Origin of the sequence: Variovorax sp. V116, from assembly GCF_041154435.1 — a bacterium.
Taxonomy (GTDB): Bacteria; Pseudomonadota; Gammaproteobacteria; order Burkholderiales; family Burkholderiaceae_C; genus Variovorax; species Variovorax paradoxus.
This window is the reverse complement of sequence record NZ_AP028662.1, coordinates 1305205-1325165: the sequence shown is the minus strand read 5'-3', so window position 1 is coordinate 1325165 and position 19961 is coordinate 1305205. Positions and strand designations below refer to the sequence as shown.

16 protein-coding genes and 2 pseudogenes are annotated in these 19961 nt (G+C 68.3%); 14 read left to right on the top strand and 4 right to left on the bottom strand.

All coding sequences use genetic code 11. From position 1 onward, the window contains the following. Nucleotide 1 precedes the first annotated feature (1 nt). Both phnH and phnG read right to left on the bottom strand, forming a co-directional pair. Nucleotides 2–634 (bottom strand): phosphonate C-P lyase system protein PhnH, encoded by a 633-nt coding sequence (phnH, locus tag ACAM58_RS32260; RefSeq protein ID WP_369664780.1) that lies wholly within the window; start codon nucleotides 632–634, stop codon nucleotides 2–4. Continuing rightward, on the bottom strand, nucleotides 631–1149 hold the full coding sequence (gene phnG / locus ACAM58_RS32255; protein ID WP_369664779.1) for a phosphonate C-P lyase system protein PhnG: 519 nt from the start codon (nucleotides 1147–1149) through the stop codon (nucleotides 631–633). Before phnG ends, phnH begins: the two co-directional genes overlap by 4 nt. A 75-nt stretch (nucleotides 1150–1224) precedes the next feature. On the opposite strand from phnG, the gene phnF reads away from it, so the two are divergent. From phnF to ACAM58_RS32210, 9 genes and pseudogenes are all read left to right on the top strand, one after another. Further along, on the top strand, nucleotides 1225–2007 hold the full coding sequence (gene phnF / locus ACAM58_RS32250; RefSeq protein WP_278881315.1) for a phosphonate metabolism transcriptional regulator PhnF: 783 nt from the start codon (nucleotides 1225–1227) through the stop codon (nucleotides 2005–2007). Further along, nucleotides 2000–2725 carry a DUF1045 domain-containing protein gene (locus ACAM58_RS32245; RefSeq protein ID WP_369664778.1) on the top strand — a complete coding sequence of 242 codons (726 nt, stop codon included), beginning with the start codon at nucleotides 2000–2002 and terminating at the stop codon, nucleotides 2723–2725. Before phnF ends, ACAM58_RS32245 begins: the two co-directional genes overlap by 8 nt. 61 nt (nucleotides 2726–2786) lie before the next feature. Next, the gene (gene phnN, locus ACAM58_RS32240; protein WP_062365194.1) at nucleotides 2787–3356 is read left to right on the top strand and encodes a phosphonate metabolism protein/1,5-bisphosphokinase (PRPP-forming) PhnN; all 570 of its coding nucleotides are present in this window, start codon (nucleotides 2787–2789) and stop codon (nucleotides 3354–3356) included. Between the two features lie 201 nt (nucleotides 3357–3557). Then, nucleotides 3558–4718: a nitric oxide-sensing protein NosP gene (gene nosP / locus ACAM58_RS32235; protein ID WP_369664777.1), complete on the top strand. Its 1161-nt coding sequence runs from the start codon at nucleotides 3558–3560 to the stop codon at nucleotides 4716–4718. After that, the gene (locus ACAM58_RS32230) at nucleotides 4711–5808 is read left to right on the top strand and encodes a sensor histidine kinase (protein WP_369664776.1); all 1098 of its coding nucleotides are present in this window, start codon (nucleotides 4711–4713) and stop codon (nucleotides 5806–5808) included. The genes nosP and ACAM58_RS32230 overlap by 8 nt, the downstream gene beginning before the upstream one ends. Then, nucleotides 5805–8072, top strand: coding sequence for a putative bifunctional diguanylate cyclase/phosphodiesterase (locus ACAM58_RS32225; RefSeq protein ID WP_369664775.1), 2268 nt, complete (start codon nucleotides 5805–5807; stop codon nucleotides 8070–8072). The genes ACAM58_RS32230 and ACAM58_RS32225 overlap by 4 nt, the downstream gene beginning before the upstream one ends. After that, nucleotides 8069–9061 carry a TRAP transporter substrate-binding protein gene (locus ACAM58_RS32220; protein ID WP_018905739.1) on the top strand — a complete coding sequence of 331 codons (993 nt, stop codon included), beginning with the start codon at nucleotides 8069–8071 and terminating at the stop codon, nucleotides 9059–9061. Before ACAM58_RS32225 ends, ACAM58_RS32220 begins: the two co-directional genes overlap by 4 nt. Nucleotides 9062–9191: 130 nt before the next feature. Further along, a pseudogene (locus tag ACAM58_RS32215) lies at nucleotides 9192–9857 on the top strand (GGDEF domain-containing protein); the annotation flags it as partial. Between the two features lie 96 nt (nucleotides 9858–9953). Next, nucleotides 9954–11309, top strand: a pseudogene (locus tag ACAM58_RS32210) (putative bifunctional diguanylate cyclase/phosphodiesterase); the annotation flags it as partial. A gap of 64 nt (nucleotides 11310–11373) precedes the next feature. Here the strand turns inward: ACAM58_RS32210 and ACAM58_RS32205 are convergent. After that, nucleotides 11374–12747: a replication initiation protein gene (locus ACAM58_RS32205; protein ID WP_015866131.1), complete on the bottom strand. Its 1374-nt coding sequence runs from the start codon at nucleotides 12745–12747 to the stop codon at nucleotides 11374–11376. 582 nt (nucleotides 12748–13329) lie between these two features. Between ACAM58_RS32205 and ACAM58_RS32200 the strand changes: the two genes are divergently transcribed. After that, nucleotides 13330–14511, top strand: coding sequence for an AAA family ATPase (locus ACAM58_RS32200; RefSeq protein ID WP_230537868.1), 1182 nt, complete (start codon nucleotides 13330–13332; stop codon nucleotides 14509–14511). A gap of 243 nt (nucleotides 14512–14754) precedes the next feature. Continuing rightward, complete coding sequence (locus ACAM58_RS32195) at nucleotides 14755–15834, top strand: ParB/RepB/Spo0J family partition protein (protein ID WP_278878266.1); 1080 nt, start codon at nucleotides 14755–14757, stop codon at nucleotides 15832–15834. Between the two features lie 194 nt (nucleotides 15835–16028). Here the strand turns inward: ACAM58_RS32195 and ACAM58_RS32190 are convergent, their stop codons facing one another. Further along, a complete protein-coding gene (locus tag ACAM58_RS32190) occupies nucleotides 16029–16361 on the bottom strand; it encodes a hypothetical protein (protein WP_062365200.1) in 333 nt (110 codons plus the stop codon). 390 nt (nucleotides 16362–16751) lie between these two features. On the opposite strand from ACAM58_RS32190, the gene ACAM58_RS32185 reads away from it, so the two are divergent. The 3 genes from ACAM58_RS32185 to ACAM58_RS32175 all read left to right on the top strand — a co-directional run bounded on the left by ACAM58_RS32185 (nucleotide 16752) and on the right by ACAM58_RS32175 (nucleotide 19918). Next, nucleotides 16752–17033 (top strand): hypothetical protein, encoded by a 282-nt coding sequence (locus ACAM58_RS32185; protein ID WP_026284139.1) that lies wholly within the window; start codon nucleotides 16752–16754, stop codon nucleotides 17031–17033. Beyond that, a complete protein-coding gene (locus tag ACAM58_RS32180) occupies nucleotides 17030–18922 on the top strand; it encodes a phage integrase family protein (protein WP_369664774.1) in 1893 nt (630 codons plus the stop codon). Before ACAM58_RS32185 ends, ACAM58_RS32180 begins: the two co-directional genes overlap by 4 nt. Nucleotides 18923–19030: 108 nt before the next feature. Then, nucleotides 19031–19918 carry an amidohydrolase family protein gene (locus tag ACAM58_RS32175; RefSeq protein ID WP_369664773.1) on the top strand — a complete coding sequence of 296 codons (888 nt, stop codon included), beginning with the start codon at nucleotides 19031–19033 and terminating at the stop codon, nucleotides 19916–19918. Nucleotides 19919–19961 lie beyond the last annotated feature (43 nt).

The following is a 19961-nucleotide window of genomic DNA, read 5'->3' as shown; positions in this document are numbered from 1 at the left end:
CTCAAGCCTCCTGTTCGATGCGGGTGGTGCGCGGCAGACCGACGATGCGTTGCGGCGCGGCCAGGAACACGTCCACGCCGCGCGGAAACAGCGCGTGGTTCGCGGACCATTGGGTGGTGAAGGCCGGTGCCACGCCTTCCACTGCGATGGCGCTGCGGTCCTGGATGCCGGGGCCGCGCAGCGTCCAGCGCGGTGCGCTGCCTTCGGCCGGTGCGGACACGTCCATCACGCCGGTCACATCGATCACGCAGGTGGCCGACTGGTCCGGATAGGCGTCGCTGCCCTGCGCGAAGGCATCGAGCGGCGGGCATGCATCGCCTTCGCCGATCCACGCGAACTGCGCCTGCGCGGGCGCGTCGACCAGCACGCAGCCGGTGTGAAAGCGCAGCCATGCGGCCGCGTCGCTGCCCGCGAGCGATGGCGACAGCCAGAGGCGGCAGTCCGGGTCGAGCAGCGCCAGCAGCAGCGCGGCCGAGGCGCCGTGCCCCTGCGACGGCACCTGCGCATCGTGCGACAGCTCGACGACGTGGCCCGGATGCGCGAGCGCCTGCAGCGCCGAGCGGAACACCGCCTGGCTGCCGAGCGCGGCATCGGCGAATCCCGCGCCCAGGGTGGAAAGCACGTTCGCGTTCATTCGGAATCGTCCTCGTCCATGTCGGCGCCGCCGGCTTCGCGCGCCACCGTGAAGAACTCGACCTTGCTGCCCTGGGCGCGTGCATGGCGCTGCGCGCGCAGCGCCGAGAGATGCGCACGCACCGGCGCCAGCAGCCGGGCATCGAGCGCGGCCTGCTGCGCCGGGTCCTGTAGCAGCGCGTCGGCCACGGCCGCGAGCTGTGCATGGCGGTGCGAACGGCCGAGCACATAGGCCACGCCCACCGCGGCGCCCGGCTGCGGCGCGGTGCCGCCCAGGCGCAGCGCGCAGCGCGTGACCGTCACCTCGCCCAGGTTGAAGCGCTCGCCGGTGCCGCCGGCGCGGCCCTGCACCATCACCAGGCCGGTCTCCGGCGCACGCAGCCACTGGGGCGGGGTCTCGGCGTGCTGCGCGAGCGCCGGTTCGAGCAGCGAGACGGGCGCACGCGCCAGCATCGCGAGCCACTGCGCGCGGCGCAGCGGGCGGGCCGCGGGTTCTGTGTCAAAGGCATGAAACATGAGAGTGATACGCTTGAAGTTGTATAGACAAATTCGGCAACTGACGCGAGCTTAGAGAGCGCGCAAGTAGGTTTAATGACAAGCACGACGACGACCCCTGCCTCCGCGCTGGCTCCGCGCCCCGCCACCACCAACACCGAACGCACCGCACGCGACAGCTTCTGGATCCGCATCGCGGCCGACCTGGCCGAGGCCATTGCGCGCGGCGTGTATTCGCCGGGCCAGCGCCTGCCCTCCGAACACGCGCTGGCCGAGCAGTTCGGCGTGAACCGCCACACCATCCGCCGCTCGCTCGCCAACCTCTGCAGCCAGGGGCTGCTGCGCGTGACGCAGGGCAGCGGCACCTATGTGGAAGAGTTCGCGGTCGACCTCGCGCTGGCCAAGCGCCCGCGCTTCCAGCGCAGCATGGCGCTGGCCGGGCTGCGCGGCGCGCTGCGCGTGGTCGCATCCAGCACCGTGCGCGCCACCGCGGCACAGGCGCGTTCGCTCGCGGTGCCGGCGCGCAGTTCGCTGCTGTGCCTGCAGGTGATCGGCGAAGCCGAAGGCCAGCCGCTGCATTGCAGCGAACGCTTCTTTCCACTGCCGCGCTTCGCAGGACTCGAAGCCGTGGTGCGCGAGACGGGCTCCATCACCGCCGGCTTCGAAGCCCACGGCGTGGCCGACTACACGCGCCACCACAGCCGCATCACGGCGCAGATGCCCGAGGCCGCGATCGCCGCGCAGCTGCGCCAGCCGGTCAGCCGGCCGGTGCTGTTCGTGGAGAGCGTGAACGTCGACACCGCGGGTGTGCCGATCGAATACGCGAGGGCCTGGTTCGCGGGCGACCGCACCTCATTGACGGTGGCGCACGATGACTGAGGCCGTACCTCGCAGGCGCGGCGCGGCGCACCGCTACGCGGCCTATTTCGCACCCACCATCGGCAGCGCGTGGTGGGACACCGGCAGCCACTGGCTCGGACGCTGCGCGGCAAGCGGGCAGCCGCTGCCACAACCCGCCATCGACGGCCTGCCGCCCGCGCGGCAGCAGGCACTGACGGCCGCGCCGCGGCGCTATGGCTGGCATGCCACGCTGAAGGCGCCCTTCGCCCTGCCCTCGCACCTGGACGCGGCGTCGCTGCGCACCGGCATCCGCCACATCTGCAAGGCCTGGGAGCCCTTCGACATGCCGGCGCTGCAGGTGGTGCGGCTCGACGACTTCCTCGCGCTCGTGCCCGTGGTGCCCAGCCGCGCGCTGAACGCCATGGCCAGCGCCTGCGTGACCGGCCTGCACGCCTTCGCCGCGCCGCTGCCGCCCGCCGAGTTGCAGCGCCGCCGCGCGAGCGGTCTCACGCCCGAGGAAGACGCGCTGCTGCAGCGCTGGGGCTACCCGTTCGTGCTCGACCGCTTCCGCTTCCACCTCTCGCTGACCGGCTCGCTGCGCGAGGCCGACGAGGCCGAGGTGCAGGCATTGCACGACGCGGCGCAACGGCACTTCGGCGCGCTGCCCGCGCAACGCTTCGATGCGATCAGCCTGTTCGCGGAGCCCGAGCCGCGCGCGGACTTCGTGTGCATCGAACAGATGGCGCTCGGCGCATGAGCCCCTGCCCGGCCGTTCCGAAGGGGGCTCGCACCGCAGTGCGCAGCACGGAGGTTACCCAATGAACGCCGCGCAGACCGGCCGCCTGGTCTACGTCGTCGGCCCCTCGGGCGCCGGCAAGGACAGCGTCATCGACTGGCTGAGGCAGCAGCTGCCGCAGGACGCCCGCGTGCACTTCGCGCGCCGCACCATCACGCGCGCGGTGCAGCCGGGCGGCGAGCAGCACGACAGTGTCGACGTGGCCGCCTTCATGCGCCTGCGCGAGGCCGGCGCGTTCGCGATGCACTGGGAAGCCAATGCCCTGCACTACGGCATCGCGCGCGCGGAACTCGCCGCGCGCTGCGACGGCAGGACCGTGATCGTGAACGGCTCGCGCGCCTACCTGCCCCGGGCCGTGCGGCTCTTTCCCGAACTGGTGGTCGCCCACATCACGGCCGACGCCCAGACGCTGCGCCGCCGGCTGCTCGCGCGCGAGCGGGAAACGCCGCAGATGGTCGATGCGCGCGTGCGGCGGGCGCTCGACTTCCAACTGCCGCCGGGCATCGCGGCCATCGAGGTCCGCAACGACTCGGCACTCGCGGACGCAGGCGCGCAATTGCAGCAGGCACTGAAGGCATGGCAGTGCCTCTGAGCGGCTGCGGTAAAACCCGCAGGCAGTAATTCGATCAGCGTAGGTTGCGCATTCGGCACGTCGCCTTAGAACTTTCAATTTAAGCGACTCGCGAAAGTAGCGAAAGAACCCGGTCCGCGGCAGGGATGTCCCGCATGGAATCGGTCGACTGAGGCGATTCTTCCAGCGTCTAATGGGACTCACCATGCAAGGAGTCGCCACATGAAGGACACGGCCTACATACGCAAGGCCCACGCCTGCGCGGCGGACCCACGCAAGGCCGCGCAGGAATTCCATGCGATGGTGGCGCAGCCCGGCATGGCGCTGGTGATCTTCTATTGCTCCAGCGACTACGACCTCGATGCGCTGGCCGACGAGATGAAGCGCCTGTTCGGCGACGTGCCGGTGGTCGGCTGCACCACGGCGGGCGAAATCGGCCCCGCGGGCTTGCGCGACCACAGCCTGGCGGGTGCGAGCTTTCCGGCCAGCCACTTCAGGGTGGCGGCGGGCCAGGTCGAGCAGTTGCAGCAGTTCAAGGTGGAGGCCGGCCAGGACTTCGCGCAGGCGCTGCTGCACAAGCTGCTGGCCGAGGGCTCGCCCGGCGATGCGGACCACAGCTTCGCGCTGCTGCTGATCGACGGCCTGTCGCTGCGCGAAGAACCCGTCACGCGCGCCTTCCAGACTGCGCTGGGCAGGCTTCCGCTGCTTGGCGGTTCGGCCGGCGACGGCATGAAGTTCGACCGGACCCAGGTCTACTGGGACGGCCGGTTCGGCGCCGACTGCGCGGTGCTGGTGCTGGTGGCCTCGCGCATGCCGTTTCGCATCTTCAAGACGCAGCACGTGGTTGCCACCGACGACAGGCTGGTCGTGACAGAGGCCGACGCCGCTTCGCGCACCGTCAAGGAAATCAACGGCCTGCCGGCGAGCCAGGAGTACGCGAGGATGCTGGGCATCGACGCCTCCGACCTGGATCCCTCGCGCTTTGCGGCCTGGCCAGTGGTGCTGACGATCGGCGGCACCACCTACGTGCGCTCGATCCAGAAGGCCAACGCCGACGGCAGCCTCACGTTCTTCTGCGCAATCGAGAACGGGCTGGTGCTGCGCGTGGCCCGGGGCGTGGACCTGCTGCAGAACCTCGAGCAGGCCTTTGCCGGCATACGCGCCGAGATCGGCCCCCCGCAGCTGGTGCTGGGCTACGACTGCATCCTGCGCAAGCTCGAAATCGCGCAGAGCAGCGCGAAGGACCGCATCGGCGAACTCCTGCAGCAGAACAACACGGTCGGCTTCCACACCTACGGGGAGCAGTTCCGCGGCGTGCACGTCAACCAGACGCTGGTCGGCATTGCATTCGGCACTAACGGCGAGGGGGCCAGCCATGCTTGAGTCTGCAACACTGCCGCGCCCCGGTGCGCAGGCACTTTCCTCGACGGACGAGATCGCACGGCTCAACAAGATCGTCCAGGCCCTGATGGACCGGGCCGAGCGCAGCGCCAATGCGCAGGGCTCGGACTTCAACCTCTTCCAGACCACCATCATGCTGGAGGAGCAGGTGCTCAGCCGCACCGCAGAACTTGAAGCGGCGCTGCGCGAGAACGAAGAGGTCAACCGGGTGCTGCGCAAGACGCAGGCCGACCTGGTGGCCGCAGCGCGCTCGGCCGGCATGGCCGAGATCGCCACCAACGTGCTGCACAACGTGGGCAACGTGCTCAACAGCGTCAACGTGTCCGCGGGGCTGATTCTTTCCAGGGTTCGCGCGTCCAAGGTGGAAGGACTCGCGCGCGCGGTGCAATTGATGAACGCGCATGCGGACGACCTGGGCGCGTTCCTCGCCTCCGACCCCAAGGGCAAGATGCTCCCGGGCTACCTGATGCAGCTGGCGCCGCTCCTGGTGGCGGAGCAGCGCACCGTCGTCGACGAGCTGGTGGCGCTGGGCAAGAGCGTCGACCACATCAAGGAAATCATCGCCGCGCAGCAGGCCCATGCCCGCGCCTCCAGCCTGATCGAGTCGATACGCATCCACGAGCTCGTCGAGGACGCGCTGCGCATGAACGCGTCGGGCGCGGCGCGCTACCAGGTGGTGATCGGGAGCGGCCTCGCCCGCCTTCCCGAACTGCCGCTGGACCGGGGCCGCCTGCTGCAGGTGCTGATGAACCTCGTGCGCAATGCCAGGCAGGCGATGGAAGCGGTGGCGGACGACCGCGCCAAACTCGTGCTCGATGCGGAGATCGTCGGGGACGAGGTGCTGCGCATCCGCGTAGCGGACACGGGCGTCGGCATCGCTCCCGACAACCTCACGCGCGTGTTCATGCACGGGTTCACCACCAGGAAGGACGGCCACGGCTTCGGCCTGCACAGCGCAGCCATCGCGGCGCGCGAGATGGGCGGCACGCTGGCAGTGCACAGCGACGGACCCGGCACCGGCGCCACCTTCACGCTCGAACTTCCGATCAGAAAGGCCGCAGAGACGCCATGAGCAAACCGCAGAACCGCCGCATCCTGCTGGCTGACGACACGCCGGCCATCCACGAGGACTTCCGCAAGATCCTTCTTCCGGCGGCCGCGGACGCGAACCTGGACGACCTGGAGTCCGCGTTGTTCGGAACCTCGGCCAGGAAAAGCGACGTGGACTTCGTGCTGGACAGCGCCTACCAGGGGCAGGAGGCGCTCGCGAAGCTGCGCGAGGCCTTGGAAGCCGAGGCGCCCTACGCCATGGCGTTCATCGACATGCGCATGCCCCCCGGGTGGGACGGCGTCGAGACCATCGAGCAGCTGTGGCTCGAAGACCCGCGCCTGCAGATCGTGATCTGCACGGCCTATGCGGACCAGTCGTGGGTCGAGGTGTTCGAGCGGCTGGACGCGCGCGACCGCCTGCTGGTGCTCAAGAAGCCCTTCGATCCGATCGAGGTGCGCCAGCTGGCCAGCGCGCTCACCATGAAGTGGCAGATGACGCAAGACGCCGCCTTCAAGATGAACCAGCTCGAGCAGGCCGTGGAGGAACGCACGCGCGAGCTGTCGGACGCCAACATCATCGTGCAGAACAGCCCGACCATTCTCTACCGGCTGCGCGGCGAGCCGGCGTTCCCGCTGATCTACATCTCGCACAACATCACCAAGTTCGGCCACGAACCGGCGGCCCTCTTGGCCAACCCGGACTGGGCGGACGTGCTGATCGACCCGGCCGACCAGCCCGGCGTGGCCGCCGCGATGGCGCGCGTGCTCGAAAAGGACGCCGAAGGCGCCTCCATCGAATACCGCCTGTGCACCGGCGACGGCGCGCGGCGCTGGGTCGAGAACCGCTATGTTCCGGTGCGCGACAAGGACGGCCGGCTCATCGAGGTCGAGGGCATCGTCATCGACGTCACCGAGCGCAAGGCGGCGGAGGAGCAACTGGCAAAGCTGGCGCGCACCGACGGGCTCACGGGCCTGGCCAACCGCGCCACCCTCGTCGAGCGCCTGCACCAGGCCTACGCGGCGGCACGGCGCGGCTCCGTGCCGTTTGCGCTCCATTGCCTCGACCTGGATCACTTCAAGCCGGTCAACGACATGTTCGGCCATCCGGGCGGCGACCTGCTGCTGCGCGAGGTGGCGCTGCGCCTGAAGAACTGCACGCGCGAGACCGACGTGGTGGCGCGCCTGGGCGGGGACGAGTTTGCCGTGCTGCAAAGCGAAATGGCCGACGCGGCCGCCGCGGGCGCCCTGGCCGCGAAGATCCAGCAGGAGCTCGCGCGCCCGTACATGATCGATGGCAACCAGGTGCATGCCTCAGCCAGCATCGGCATCTGCCCCTACACCCCGGGCAGCGAGAGCCCGGAGGAAATGCTCGCGCAGGCCGACCTGGCGCTCTACCGCTCGAAGGAGCAGGGGCGCAACCAGTACCACTTCCATTCCGAGGAACTCGACTTCGAAGTGCGCGACCGCGTGGCGCTCGGCGAAGACCTGAAGCAGGCCATCGAGCGCGAACAGCTGGAGCTCTACTACCAGCCGCAGGTCGAGCTGTCCTCCGGAAAGATCGTGGGCGTGGAGGCGCTGCTGCGCTGGAACCACCCCAGGCGCGGCCTGCTCGAGGCGAACGCGTTCGTGCCGATTGCCGAGCGCACCGGCGCCATCGTCGCGCTCGGCCGCTGGGTGCTGGACCAGGCCTGCAGGCAGCTGAGCGTGTGGCGCGAACAGGGCGTGGCGCCGCCGGTGGTGGCCATCAACCTGTCGCTCGGACAACTCCGGCAGGGCGGCGAGCTGATCCGCGACGTGACCGAGAGCCTCGCGAAATGGCGGCTCGATCCGTCCGTGCTGGAATTCGACGTGACGGAGTCGACGCTGGCCCAGATGACATGGACCCACAACGACGTGCTGCCCAGGCTGAGGGCGCTCGGCGTGCGCATTGCGATCGACGACTTCGGCACCGAATACTCGTCGTTCGAATACCTGCGCACCTACCGCGTGAACCACCTGAAGATCGCGCAGTCGATGCTCCAGCGCGCGATCGACGACCCGGACAGCGCGGCCACGGTTCGCGCCATCATGAATCTCGCGCGCGAGGCGCGCATCGGCATCATCGTGGAGGGACTGGAGACCGAGACGCAGCTTGCGTTCCTTCAATCGACCGGCGCCACCACGATGGCGCAGGGCTACTACTTCAGCGAGGCCGTGATGGCCACCGAGGCCGGCGACTTGCTGCGCTCGGGCACCATGGCGCAGAGCGAACGCAGCAAGGGCGGAGAGCACGGGGCCGAAGCATGAAAGAAGCACTCCTGATCTTCGCCGCGACGTGGGGCTTCGCTGCCTTGCCGCCGGCGGCGCATGCCGATCCCGTGGTGCTGTCGCTGGTGCACGCCGCCACCACCACGCATCCGGCTCATCTGGCGGCGCTCCAGTTCGCCAAGCGGGTCGAGGAGCGCACCCACGGGCAGATCCGCACGGAGATCTTTCCCGCGTCCCAGCTCGGCAGCGAGAACGAACTGCTGCAGAAGGTCCGGCTGGGCGCGGTCGACATGGACGTGACCTCGATGAACTACCTCATCAAGTACGAGAAGACGTTCTCCGTCGTCGTCATGCCGTATCTCTTCGACAGCTATGCGCATGCCCACCGCGTGCTCGATGGCCCGGCAATGAACTGGCTCGCGCCGCTGGCCGAGAAGCAGGGCTTCGTCATCCTGTCCAACTGGGAATGGGGATTCCGCAACATCACCAACAGCAAGCGCCCGATCAACGTGCCCGAAGACGTGCGGGGCCTCAGGGTGCGCGTTCCGCCCGTCGCCGAACTCGAGGCCACCATGCAGGCGCTGGGCGCCGAGGTCAGCAAGGTCGGCTTCAAGGAGCTTCCCCAGGCGCTGGCGCAGGGCCTGGTCGACGGCCAGGAGAACCCGCTCAACGTCATCTACTACAACAAGCTGTACGAAGCGCAAAAGCACCTCGCCCTGACCCGCCATGTGTACTACAACACGCTCCACCTCATGAGCACCGCGACCTGGGCGAAGCTCACGCCGGCCGAGCAGGCGATCGTGCGTGAAGAGAGCAAGGCGGCGGGCGACGGCATGCGCAAGAAGATCATTGCCGAAGAGGAGGAGCTGATCGCAAAGATGGCTGCCGCCGGCGTGAAGGTCACGCGCCCCGACCCGGCACCGTTCCGCGCGGCCACGCAGGGCGCCCGCGACGAGATCAGGCGCTTCGCGGGCGACGAGAACGTGCGCACGTTCCTGAAGATGGTCGACGCAGAGCGAAGGCAATGATGCATCTCTCCAACAGCGACCTGGGAGCGGGCCGCAATTGATCAAATTCCCGATCGGCTTCCCGAGGGGGAGAAGAACGCGCAGCCTGCGGGTGGAGATCGCGCTCGGATTCGGCGTCGTCATTGTGCTGATGCTCGCGTTGGGCGCGTCCTTCTATCTGAGCGAACAGCGCTCCGCGGCCGCCATCGACAAGCTGCTCAGCAGCGACAACCGGATGGCGGACCTGAGCTTGCGCAGCTCGCTGGCGATGTACAAGGCCCGCGACGCCGAGAACGAACTCCTGCTGTCCGCGGACCGGCTCGGGGTGGCGCAGGCGAGCGAGCGCTCCCTGCCGGCCATGCAGAACCATTTGCTGGACATGCGGGAGTACCTTGCCAGCCTTCGAATCCTCTCGACCGATCCGAAATTCAGGGACCAGGTCGACCGGATCGAGACCCAGACCCGGCAGTACGAGGACGGCTTCCTCGCGTTCATTGCGCGGCATGGCAAGGAAGGCCTTCCGGAATCGGCCGATGCGCTGCGCCAAGGCTACCTGGCCACGGCCGTGGCCATCGAATCCTCGGTGGAGGCGCTGCACACCGAGGCGACCAAGCGCGCGCTCCAGACGCGCAGCGATGTCGAACGCGCAGCCAGGTTCTCGCGCTGGGCGGTCATCGCGCTGGTCGCCCTGGCCATCCTGCTGAGCGCGGCGGCCGCGACGGTCGTCTCGCGGCGCATCACGGGCTCCATCGCCCGGCTCGTCGCGTTTTCCGGGCGCGTCGCCGCGGGGGACTTCAGCGCCAGGACGCCGCAGGGCCACGCGGATGAATTCGGCATCCTTGCGAGCGCCATGAACCAGATGGCCGAGTCGATCGAGAATTCCAATGCGCTGCTGGAAAGCAGCGCCGACACCCTGAAGCACCAGGCCACCCACGACCCGCTGACCGGGCTGCCGAACCGCGCATTGCTGGAGGACCGCCTGCGGCAGGCCATCTCGTATGCCGATCGCTACGGCCGGCTGATGACGGTGGTGTTCATCAACCTGGACGGCTTCAAGCGGATCAACGACAGCCTGGGCCGCAAGGGCGGCGACGAATTGCTGAAGGTCATGGCCGAGCGCATGGCCCGGTGCCTGCGCAGCGTGGACACGGTGGTGCGAACGGGCGGCGATGAATTCGTGATCATCCTGTACGACCAGCCCGGCGACGGAACAGACATCGCACCAGCCCTGAGAAAGCTGCTCGAGACCATCGCGCAGCCAGCGCGCATCGGCAGCCAGGCGGTCCAGCTCACGGGCAGCATGGGCGTGGCCACCTATCCCGCGGACGGCGCCGATGCCGACGCCCTGCTCATGAACGCCGACGCCGCGATGTCCCACGCCAAGGCCTCGGGGCGCAACAACTTCGAGTTCTATGCGGCCGAGATGAGCGGCGCGATCCGCGACGAACTCGCGCTGCGCGAAGGGCTGCGCCATGCCCTCGCGCGCAGCGAGTTCCACCTCGCGTACCAGCCGCAGCTGGACATGGAATCGGGCCGGGTGACGGGCGTGGAGGCATTGATCCGCTGGCAGCATCCGGAGCGCGGCCTGGTCTCGCCGGCGCAGTTCATCCCGCTGGCGGAAGAGACCGGCCTGATCGTTCCGATCGGCGAATGGGTGCTGCGCACCGCCTGCTTCCAGAACAAGGCCTGGCAGGACGCGGGCCTGCCGCCGTTCATCGTGTCGGTCAATGTGTCGGCGCGCCAGTTCCGTGAGCGGACCCTGATCGCGCAGGTGTCCCTGGCGCTTCGGGACAGCGGGCTCGAGCCGCGCCTCCTGGAGCTGGAACTGACCGAAAGCCTGGTCATGGAGGACCTGGACAAGGCGCTGCAGTCGATGAAGGCCCTGCGCGCCATGGGCGTGCAGCTCTCGATCGACGACTTCGGCACCGGCTATTCGAGCCTGAGTGCGCTCAAGCGCTTTCCCATCGCGAGGCTCAAGATCGACCAGTCCTTCGTGCGCGACATTCCGGGCGACGAAGAGGACAAGGCGATTGCCAAGACCATCATCGCGCTGGGGCACGAGCTCAATCTCAAGGTCATTGCCGAGGGGGTCGAGACCGAGCAGCAGCTGGAATTCCTGCGCGCCCATGGGTGCGACGAGATGCAGGGCTATCTCTTCAGCCGGCCCGTGCCGCCCGCCGAACTGGCGGCACTGGTCAGGATGCGCGCTGGCGAGGCAGCGGCGAGCGGCCAGCCCGAGGCGCGCGCGCGCCGCGTGGCGGGACGCTGAGGCCCAGCATCCAGGCAGCTTTCGAAGGTAGTAGCGCCCTCAACGAAGAGTATGCACTCACCTTCTAGATGCCCGCCACGCCGCGCTGGAGCGCAAAGTCCAGCAGCACGCGGTCGGAGGGCTCCTCGGGCCAGGTGTCCTCGGCCAGCCAGCGGAAGAAGGTGGTCGCGGCCACGCGGCTCGCCGGGCCGTCGCGCCGCCAAGCGCGCGCGATGGGGGCGGCCACCTGGTCGAGCCGCTCCGCCTCGAAGCGCGTGCGCACCTCGGCCTGCATCGGCTGCGGCATCTCGGCAAACACGGCGCGCGCCTGTCCCATGCGGTCGTTCTCCCAGAGCTCGCGGATGCGCCGCAGGCGGTCGGCCTCCGACAGCACCGCCACGGGTGGCGCCAGGGCCGGTGCCGGGCCGCTGCTGGGCGCCGGCTCCATCGCGGTCACGCCCGCGTAGCCCTTCTTCAGCGCATCCTTGAAATACGCGGCCGGCGACTTGAGCACCGGCATCGAGGCATTGCGCAGCCGCTGGTCCACATGGTCGAGCGTGGCGCGGATCTGCCCTTCGTCGGTGGTGGCGTAGAGATCCTGCGCCTCGTCCTGCTTCAGGCCCAGTGCGATCAGCCGGCCCACCAGCGCCAGGTCGAAGACGTTGCGGTTCGACGCGCTGATGTCGCCCAGGCGCTGCTGCACCTTGGGAACGACCCGGAACTGGATCTCCTCGATCTTGCGGCCGCGCTTGTGCTCGATCAGCTCGAGCCCGAAGTCCTCGCACAGCGCGTCGATCTCGGCCAGCGCCTTGCTGATGACGTCGCGCTTGAGGAAGCGGTAGTCGACCTCCTTGATGTCGCTGCGGCCCGTGAGCACCGCGGCCCACCAGACCACGTCCTCGCGCATCGACAGCCGCCCCGGCGAGGTCAGATAGCGCGCGCCGATCTCATACAGCACCGCGGCGGAATAGCTGCGCATCTGGCTGCTCATCTCGAGCAGCACGCGCGTGTACTGGTGCGGCTTGACCAGCCGCTCCTTGATCTCGTCCGGATAGCGCCAGGTCACCATGCAGGGGCGCCCCCTGCCCTGCTCCTCGATCGTGACCGTGCCCAGGAGCTGCGAGGACACCCAGCGCTTCAGGGAGCTGCTGCTGGTCGACCACTCGATGGTCGTGGCCTGCATGTCGCGCAGGTGCGACTTGAGCAGCTCGGTGTTGTTGGAGTTGAAGCGGGCGTCGCCGATCAGTTCGCTCAAGGTCAGCCGGTAGACCGGCTCGTCCACGCCCTGGCGCTGCGAGTGGTAGAGCAGCGCGTTGTAGATGCGCCGCGACAGCAGGGTGAGCCGGCCGCGCTTGGGGCGGATGGCGATGGCTTCGTTGGCCTTGGCAACGCTCTGCTCCTCCGCCGTGGGCGGCTGCCGCGGCGGAGACCGGGATTGTGAATTGTCTTCTTCGACCATGGTCCGCTACGGCAATCAGATGGTTTCACATCATGCCTTTGCATTGTGATTCAGTCAATTCACATTACGCCGGCCATGGTGCCTTGGTATGTTTGCAGATAAACACTTGGGGAATTGAAGAATTGGGATTCCACTTTCCTCCGTCGTGACAGTCACTTAGCTCCTCTCATGTGAGATCGGTTGGGATTGAATGTGAGATCGGATGGGATTTGGAGTGAGCCTTGTTGGGAGACAAGCGCCACTTTTGTGAGTCCGGATGGGTTCCAATGTGAGTGGATATGGGTTCCGGCCGTGGGCTGCGCCCCTGTTTGGGGTCCGCGGCGGCAGCCAGGCGCGCAAAAGGCCCGCGTCAGGCGCCCTGCCCCCGGTTTTCGGGTCCTGCGGCGCTTGGCATGCGAGGGGCTGGGGTCTTGGTCCCCAATCTTCCTCACAATACTTCGCGGCGCTGTAGCTGAGTTCTCCGCGAAACTTGTTCATTCGACAGATTCTCATAGAATTGCCGTATTCTGTCGAATAAGGCCAAACAAAATGTCCGTTCCTGTTCCTCTGGTCGGTGGAAACCTGGTTTCCAACGACGTCCAGGTGCCTCCCCGCCAAACCATCAACATGCAGAAGATCGCCGCGCTGGCGACCCGGGCCGGGTCGATGGTGGAGCAGATCCGGGGCATGCTGCTGGCGCCGGAAGCCCGCAAGATCCCGCCCACCTACTCCACCGCCCAATTGGCCGCGCTGTGTGGCGTCGACAAGGCGCATGTGGCCTACCGCATCACCAAGGAAGACCTGCCGGCCGGGCGGTTGACCCCTTCGGGCGGCAAGCGCACCTTCGAGCTGGACGAACTGCGCCGCTGGACCCGAACCTACCGTGCGGAAAAGATGCGGCCGGCCGGGCGCAAGGCCATCACCATCGCCGTGGGCAATTTCAAGGGCGGCGTGGCCAAGACCACCACGGCCATGGTGCTGGCGCAGGGGCTCAGCCTGCGCGGGCACCGCGTGCTCGCGATCGACACCGATCCACAGGGTTCGCTCACCACGCTGCATGGCCTGCTGCCCGAAGCCGAGGTCACCGAGGACATGACCATCGGTCCGCTGTGCGACGGCTCCGAGAACGACATCCGCTACGCCATCCGATCGACCTATTGGGATGGCATCGACCTGGTCGCGGCCGCGCCCTTCCTGTTCTCGGCCGAGTTCGCCCTCCCCGCGCGCCAGATGCAGCAGCCCGGCGCCAAGTTCTGGGACGTGCTGAACGAAGGCCTGGAGTCGGTTCGCGACCTGTACGACGTGATCGTGATCGACACGCCCCCTTCCCTTTCGTATGTCACGATCAATGCGCTTTGGGCGGCCAACGGCATCGTCGTTCCGGTGCCGCCCTCGGGCCTGGACTTTGCCTCGTCGGCGCAGTTCTGGTCGCTGCTCGCGGACCTGGGCGGCAACCTGGACGGCCAGAGCAAGGACCGCGAGGGCAAGGCCTTCGACTTCCTGCACGTGCTGCTGAGCCGCGTGGACGCGGCCGATCCGGCCATGCCCGCGGTGCGCCAGTGGATCCAGGCCACCTACGGCGAATACACGCTGCCGGTCGAGATCCCGAAGACCAGCGTGACCAGCAACAAGGCCGCGGAATTCGCCACGGTCTACGATGTGCAGAAATACGAAGGCGCCGCCAAGACCTACAAGCGCGCTGTAGACGCCTACGATTCCTTCGTCGAGCTCGTCGAGCAGTCGGTGATCGGCGCCTGGACGGCACAAGGGAGGGCGCAGCAATGAGAATGCCGGCCATGCTTTCCGGAGCCCCTTGGCGTGGAAACCAGGTTTCCACCGGGCGGCTCGCCCTTGATGTATCCGGCATGACGCACGCCGTGGAAACCTGGTTTCCACGGCCGCGGTTGCCACAAGCCGGATGCGGCGCGGCAATGCCACAGTACCTGCCGAAGGTCGCGGGGCGGATCGGCAGAAGGCACCGTTTCACGGCATCGAGCGCGGCCCAAGCCGCGCCAAGGAGTGTCCATCATGGCTAGCACCCGCAAGCGGCTGGAGGCGTTGACCGCCGGCCTGATGCTTCCCGAAGCGGCAAAGGATCCGGTCGATGCGCCGGCCCCGGCGGCTGCTCCCGCAGTGCCCCCGTCGGCATCGAACGCCGTGGAAACCAGGTTTCCACCGGCCGTCGGCGGCTCGCTCGCGCCGCGCACCGGCCCTGGCCAGATGATGGCTTTCCGCGGCCAGATCCAGCAGGTCGAAGGCGAGATGGCGGCGCTGCGCGAAAAGCTCAGCCAGTACGAAGGCTCGCTGCCCACGCGCAAGATGGACCCCAAGACCATCCATCCGAGCCGCTGGGCGAACCGCCACGACGCCTCGTTCACGAGCAGCGCCTTTGCGGGCCTGAAGGCGGACATCGAGCATGCCGGCGGCAACGTCCAGCCGATCCTGGTGCGGCCGCTCAAGGACGAGCCCGGCCAGTTCGAGATCGTCTTTGGCCACCGCCGGCATCGGGCCGCGCTGGAGCTTGGCATCCCGGTGCTGGCGTCCATCTGGGTCGACGAGCTCGGCGACGCGGCGCTCTTCGCGGCCATGGACCGGGAGAATCGCGAGCGCGCGGACCTGTCCAACTACGAACAGGGGCTGATGTACCAGCGCGCGCTCGAAGAGCAGCTGTTCCCGACGCAGCGCCAACTGGCCGAAGCGCTCGGCGTGAGCCATACCTGGGTGCGCAAGGCGCTCATGGTGGCGCAGTTGCCGACGGCCGTGGTGGAGTGCTTCCGCAGCCCGCTCGAAATCAGCTTCCGCCATGCCGAGCAGATCAATGCCGCCATGGAAAAGGACCGCCGCGGCGTGCTCAAGCGCGTGGAAAGGCTGCGGGGCCACAGCCTTGCGCCGGCCATGGTCGTCGCCCGGCTGCTCGACGCCAAGCCGGGTTTCGAACGCTCGGAAAAGCTCGACATCCTGTCCGCGGGGCAGAAGATCGGCACGCTGGTGCGCGCCAAGAGCGGGGAGATCACGATCACGATCGTGCCGGACGCAGCCACCGAGTCCAGCCAGGATGCGCTCGAGGCCGGCATCGCCGAGGCTTTGCGCAAGGCCCGCACGCTGTAGATTCGCCTGCCGGGGGGAGGGCGGCAGGGCCAATGTGAGAACCGTTGGGATTTGCTTGCGCCGCTCGTCCCAGGCATTTGGCAGGCGCAGCGGCACCCGGGCCGGCGTCCTGGCGCCGCCCCGGGGGCAGGGCAGGGAAATAAAAAAAAGCCCGGCCTGCCTCGTGGGATCCGGGCTGGCCTGGTCTTGCGCGCCTAGGGCCGAACCACAATGGCCGGCGGCTGGATCACGATCGCAGGGGGCTGCACGACCACGCCCGGCGGCGGGCCTGCATAGACCGGCGCTTCGTACACGGGGGCGCGCGAGGCGTGGTCCTTGCACTTGCGCTTTTCCTTGTATTCGCCGTTCTTCTCCCACTTGCGCTCGACCTTGCACCGGCCGTCCCAGAACGCTTCCTTGTACTCGCGGCCGCCGTGCCGTCTTTTGCCGTGACCGCTCTCGTCCTTGTACGGGTCCGCGGCGGCGGGTGCCATGGCACCGGTGGCAAGCAAGGCGACCAGGGCCAGGGGGCGCAGAAGGGGATTCATGAAAGACCTCGAATGTGATTTGTTCCCATGGCCGCGCATCGTACTAGAGGCAACGCGGCCAGTGCCTCTATGGGTCGACGGGACAAGCCATCGGTCCTGCGGGACAGGGGGCCTGGAGGGACGGGTTTTCGAAGACCAGCGGCTGTTGCACGGTTCCCACGGGTTCCTGTGGCGCTCGGCAGACGCCGAGCAACCCGGATAAAATTCAATCAAATCAACAACTTAGGTGAAGGTGCTCGTGAAGATGCTTGGTTGCAACACAAAATGTGTATTGATGATTACTTCAGTTATCATCAAGCAATTCATGACAACGACCACCGCACCCCACGGCACGCAGGCCTTCGCCAGCACCCTGTTCGATCCCGCCCTACCGGCGAGATGGACCGCCGCATGAGTGCGACAGACATGCCTGCCGTTCCCACACCCTCCCAACTGTCCCACATCGATGACGACGAGCTCGCGCGCCTGGCGTCGACCTGGCGGGCCCTTGCGGGCCGCGGCGACCGCGAGGCCTTCGGCATCGCGCATGCGCTCGAGGTCGAGCAGCGCCGGCGCACGCGGGTGAGCCAGCTGCAGCAGCTGCCGGAGGATCCCGGGCCGGCGCCGCGACCGTGGTGGAAGTTCTGGCAGTCGACGACGGCCGGTGAGCGGAACCCGACATCGGCCTCATGAAGGCACTGATTCCGCGCAAGCTGCACCGCGGACATTTCGCGTTCATGCGGGCGCTGGCCCAGGGGCTCGACGAACGGGCCAGCTGGGACCGCTACCTGCGGCTCGAAGGCGAACACACCGACCTGCGGACCGTGCGCCGCACCATCGCCTGGATCCGCGACGAATTCGCGGCGGCCGCGCGGCGCGAGCACAAGCCAGGCACCGCCCGGCTGATCCTGCTCGACGCCGACCGCTTTTCCGCGACGCCGGCGCTCCCGAGCCTGGCCGAGTTCGCCGTGGCGAACGGCCTGGAGGATTTCTCCGAGTCCGAACAGGTCGAGGCCTACGAGGCCGCCTACCCGGCCGCGGGCAAGGCAGGGCAGGGCGCGCGGCCCTCGCGGCGGGCGCGCGTGGTCGAGCGCCAGCTCGAAGCGCTGCGCTGGCTCGAGAACCTGGTCGCCCAGGACCCGCGGCCGCTCGACAGCGTGTCGGCCTGGCTCAATCCCTCGGTGGCAAGCCGCCTGGAACGCGCCGGCCTGCGCACGCTCCATGCGCTGGTCGAGCACATCAACGGCATCGGCTCGCGCTGGTGGGTGCATGTGCCGGGCGTGGGCGAACTCAAGGCGGCGCGCATCCTCGACTGGCTGCGCGCCAACGAACAGGTGCTGGGGCTGCGCATCGGCGCCCACGCGATGACGCCCCGGGCGCAGCTCGGCCCGCTGGCGCTGGCCGCGGTGGTGCCGGGCGGCACCGCGCTCGTGCCTTATGAAAAGTTCGTGCTCCCCGCCGAGCTCGACGGCAGCGCAGGCAGCAACCGCGCGCCGCGCGGGCAGTGCCTGCTGATGGCCACCAACGACCACGAGGCCGTGGGCGCCTGGCTCAGCGCCAAGCGCGCGGGCGACGCCACCATCGACCTGTCGGCCACCCAGCGCGCCTACCGCAAGGAGGCCGAGCGCCTGCTGCTCTGGGCCGTGCTCGAGCGCGGGAAGGCGCTGTCGTCGCTCACCGTCGAGGATGCGATCGAGTACCGCGACTTCCTGCTCGATCCGCCCGCCCACTGGTGCGGCGCGCGCCATCACCAGCGCTGGTCGCCGCTGTGGCGGCCGATGGAAGGGCCGCTCGCGCCCTCGGCGCTGCGCCAGGCCATCGCGATCCTGCGCAGCCTGCATGCTTTCCTGGTGAACCAGAACTATCTGGTGGGCAACCCCTTTGCCACGCTGGCGCCGCCCGCGAGCCTGCAGCAGCCGCTGGACTCCAGCCGCGCGCTGAGCTTCGCGCAGTGGGACCATGTCGACGCGCTGCTCCAGGCGCATGCCGACACCGAAGCCAGGCGCCGGCTGCGGCGTGGCATGCGCTGGCTCTATGCGACCGGCCTGCGGCTGGCCGAGATCACCAGCGCCAAGTGCGAGGACCTCGAACAGATCGAATGCCGCACGGCCGATGGCGCGCCGGCCACCGGCTGGCAGCTGGTGGTGGCCGGCAAGGGCAGGCGCTGCCGCCGGGTGCCGGTGCCGCCGGTGCTGGTGGCCGAGCTGGAAGACGAACTCGCCCGCCACGGCTTCGAGCGGCAGGTCGGTGCCGTGAGCAACCGCGGCATCCATGTGCTGGCGCGCTTCGATGCCGAACTGCGCCGTCCGGCCGCCTGGTCGGCCTCGGGCCTGTACCAGGCGATCAAGGCCTTTGTCGCGCAGGCCGCCGCCAGCCTGCGTGGCGCCGAGGCGCAGCAGCTCAAAAAAGCGAGCACTCACTGGCTGCGACACTCGCATGGATCCCACGCGCTGCGCGGCAGGGAAGGGCAGGTGCCGGTGCCGATCCAGGTCGTTCAGAACAACCTCGGGCATGCCTCGGTGGGGACCACGGCCATGTACCTGGCGACCGCGCAGCTGCAGGGCCATACCGAAATGCGCTAGCTGCTAGCGCGCCTGGGCGCTCGCTCGCGGGCTGCAATCTGCGCAAGATGCGAGCCATGCAAACACCGGTTTCCCGCCTTTCGATCCCTGCCGCCACGGAGGCGCGCCATGCCCGCTAGCACCATGGACAAGGACTGGCTGCGCTTTCACCCGAACCCGTCGAAGCCGCGTTTCACGCCGCCGCCGGGCGCGGTGGACGCGCACTGCCACGTCTTCGGCCCGGCGGCCGTGTTTCCCTATGCGCCCGAGCGCAAGTACACGCCCTGCGACGCATCGAAGGATCAGCTCTTCGCGCTGCGCGACCTGCTGGGCTTCGAGCGCAACGTGATCGTGCAGGCCACCTGCCACGGCAGCGACAACCGCGCGCTGCTCGATGCCATCGCACACTCGAACGGGCGCGCGCGCGGCGTGGCCTCGGTCGCGCCGAACGTGAGCGATACCGAATTGCACCGGCTGCACGAGGCCGGCATCCGCGGCGTCCGCTTCAACTTCCTCAGGCGCCTGGCGGACTTCACGCCGCGCGAGGTGCTGATGGACATCGCCAAGCGCATCGCGCCGCTCGGCTGGCACGTGGTCGTGTACTTCGAGGCGCAGGACCTGCCCGAGCTCTGGGATTTCTTCACCCGCCTGCCGACGACCGTGGTGGTCGATCACATGGGCCGGCCCGACGTGAGCCAGCCGGTCGACGGGCCGCAGTTCGAGCGCTTCGTGCGGCTGATGCGCGAGCATCCGAACGTGTGGTCGAAGGTGAGCTGCCCCGAGCGCATGTCGATTTCTGGGCCGCCGGCCTACGATGACGTCGTGCCGTTCGCGCAGCGCCTGGTCGAGACCTTCCCGGACCGCGTGCTGTGGGGCACCGACTGGCCGCATCCCAACCTCAAGACGCACATGCCCGACGACGGCACGCTGGTCGACATGATTCCGCGCATTGCGTGCACTGCGCAGCTGCAGCAGCAATTGCTCGTGGACAACCCGATGCGGCTCTACTGGGCCTGAGAGGCGGCAAGCGCTTGCTTCGCGTGAGCGGACCCCTAGACTC

What these genes read in the sequence shown, in the direction of transcription:
- ACAM58_RS32220 (WP_018905739.1), top strand. Translation starts at nt 8,069, where the DNA reads ATGAAAGAAGCACTCCTGATCTTCGCCGCGACGTGGGGCTTCGCTGCC.
- ACAM58_RS32205 (WP_015866131.1), bottom strand. Translation starts at nt 12,747, where the DNA reads ATGGTCGAAGAAGACAATTCACAATCCCGGTCTCCGCCGCGGCAGCCG.
- phnN (WP_062365194.1), top strand. Translation starts at nt 2,787, where the DNA reads ATGAACGCCGCGCAGACCGGCCGCCTGGTCTACGTCGTCGGCCCCTCG.
- ACAM58_RS32225 (WP_369664775.1), top strand. Translation starts at nt 5,805, where the DNA reads ATGAGCAAACCGCAGAACCGCCGCATCCTGCTGGCTGACGACACGCCG.
- ACAM58_RS32175 (WP_369664773.1), top strand. Translation starts at nt 19,031, where the DNA reads ATGCCCGCTAGCACCATGGACAAGGACTGGCTGCGCTTTCACCCGAAC.
- ACAM58_RS32230 (WP_369664776.1), top strand. Translation starts at nt 4,711, where the DNA reads ATGCTTGAGTCTGCAACACTGCCGCGCCCCGGTGCGCAGGCACTTTCC.
- nosP (WP_369664777.1), top strand. Translation starts at nt 3,558, where the DNA reads ATGAAGGACACGGCCTACATACGCAAGGCCCACGCCTGCGCGGCGGAC.
- phnH (WP_369664780.1), bottom strand. Translation starts at nt 634, where the DNA reads ATGAACGCGAACGTGCTTTCCACCCTGGGCGCGGGATTCGCCGATGCC.
- ACAM58_RS32180 (WP_369664774.1), top strand. Translation starts at nt 17,030, where the DNA reads ATGAAGGCACTGATTCCGCGCAAGCTGCACCGCGGACATTTCGCGTTC.
- phnF (WP_278881315.1), top strand. Translation starts at nt 1,225, where the DNA reads ATGACAAGCACGACGACGACCCCTGCCTCCGCGCTGGCTCCGCGCCCC.
- ACAM58_RS32245 (WP_369664778.1), top strand. Translation starts at nt 2,000, where the DNA reads ATGACTGAGGCCGTACCTCGCAGGCGCGGCGCGGCGCACCGCTACGCG.
- phnG (WP_369664779.1), bottom strand. Translation starts at nt 1,149, where the DNA reads ATGTTTCATGCCTTTGACACAGAACCCGCGGCCCGCCCGCTGCGCCGC.
- ACAM58_RS32195 (WP_278878266.1), top strand. Translation starts at nt 14,755, where the DNA reads ATGGCTAGCACCCGCAAGCGGCTGGAGGCGTTGACCGCCGGCCTGATG.
- ACAM58_RS32185 (WP_026284139.1), top strand. Translation starts at nt 16,752, where the DNA reads ATGAGTGCGACAGACATGCCTGCCGTTCCCACACCCTCCCAACTGTCC.
- ACAM58_RS32190 (WP_062365200.1), bottom strand. Translation starts at nt 16,361, where the DNA reads ATGAATCCCCTTCTGCGCCCCCTGGCCCTGGTCGCCTTGCTTGCCACC.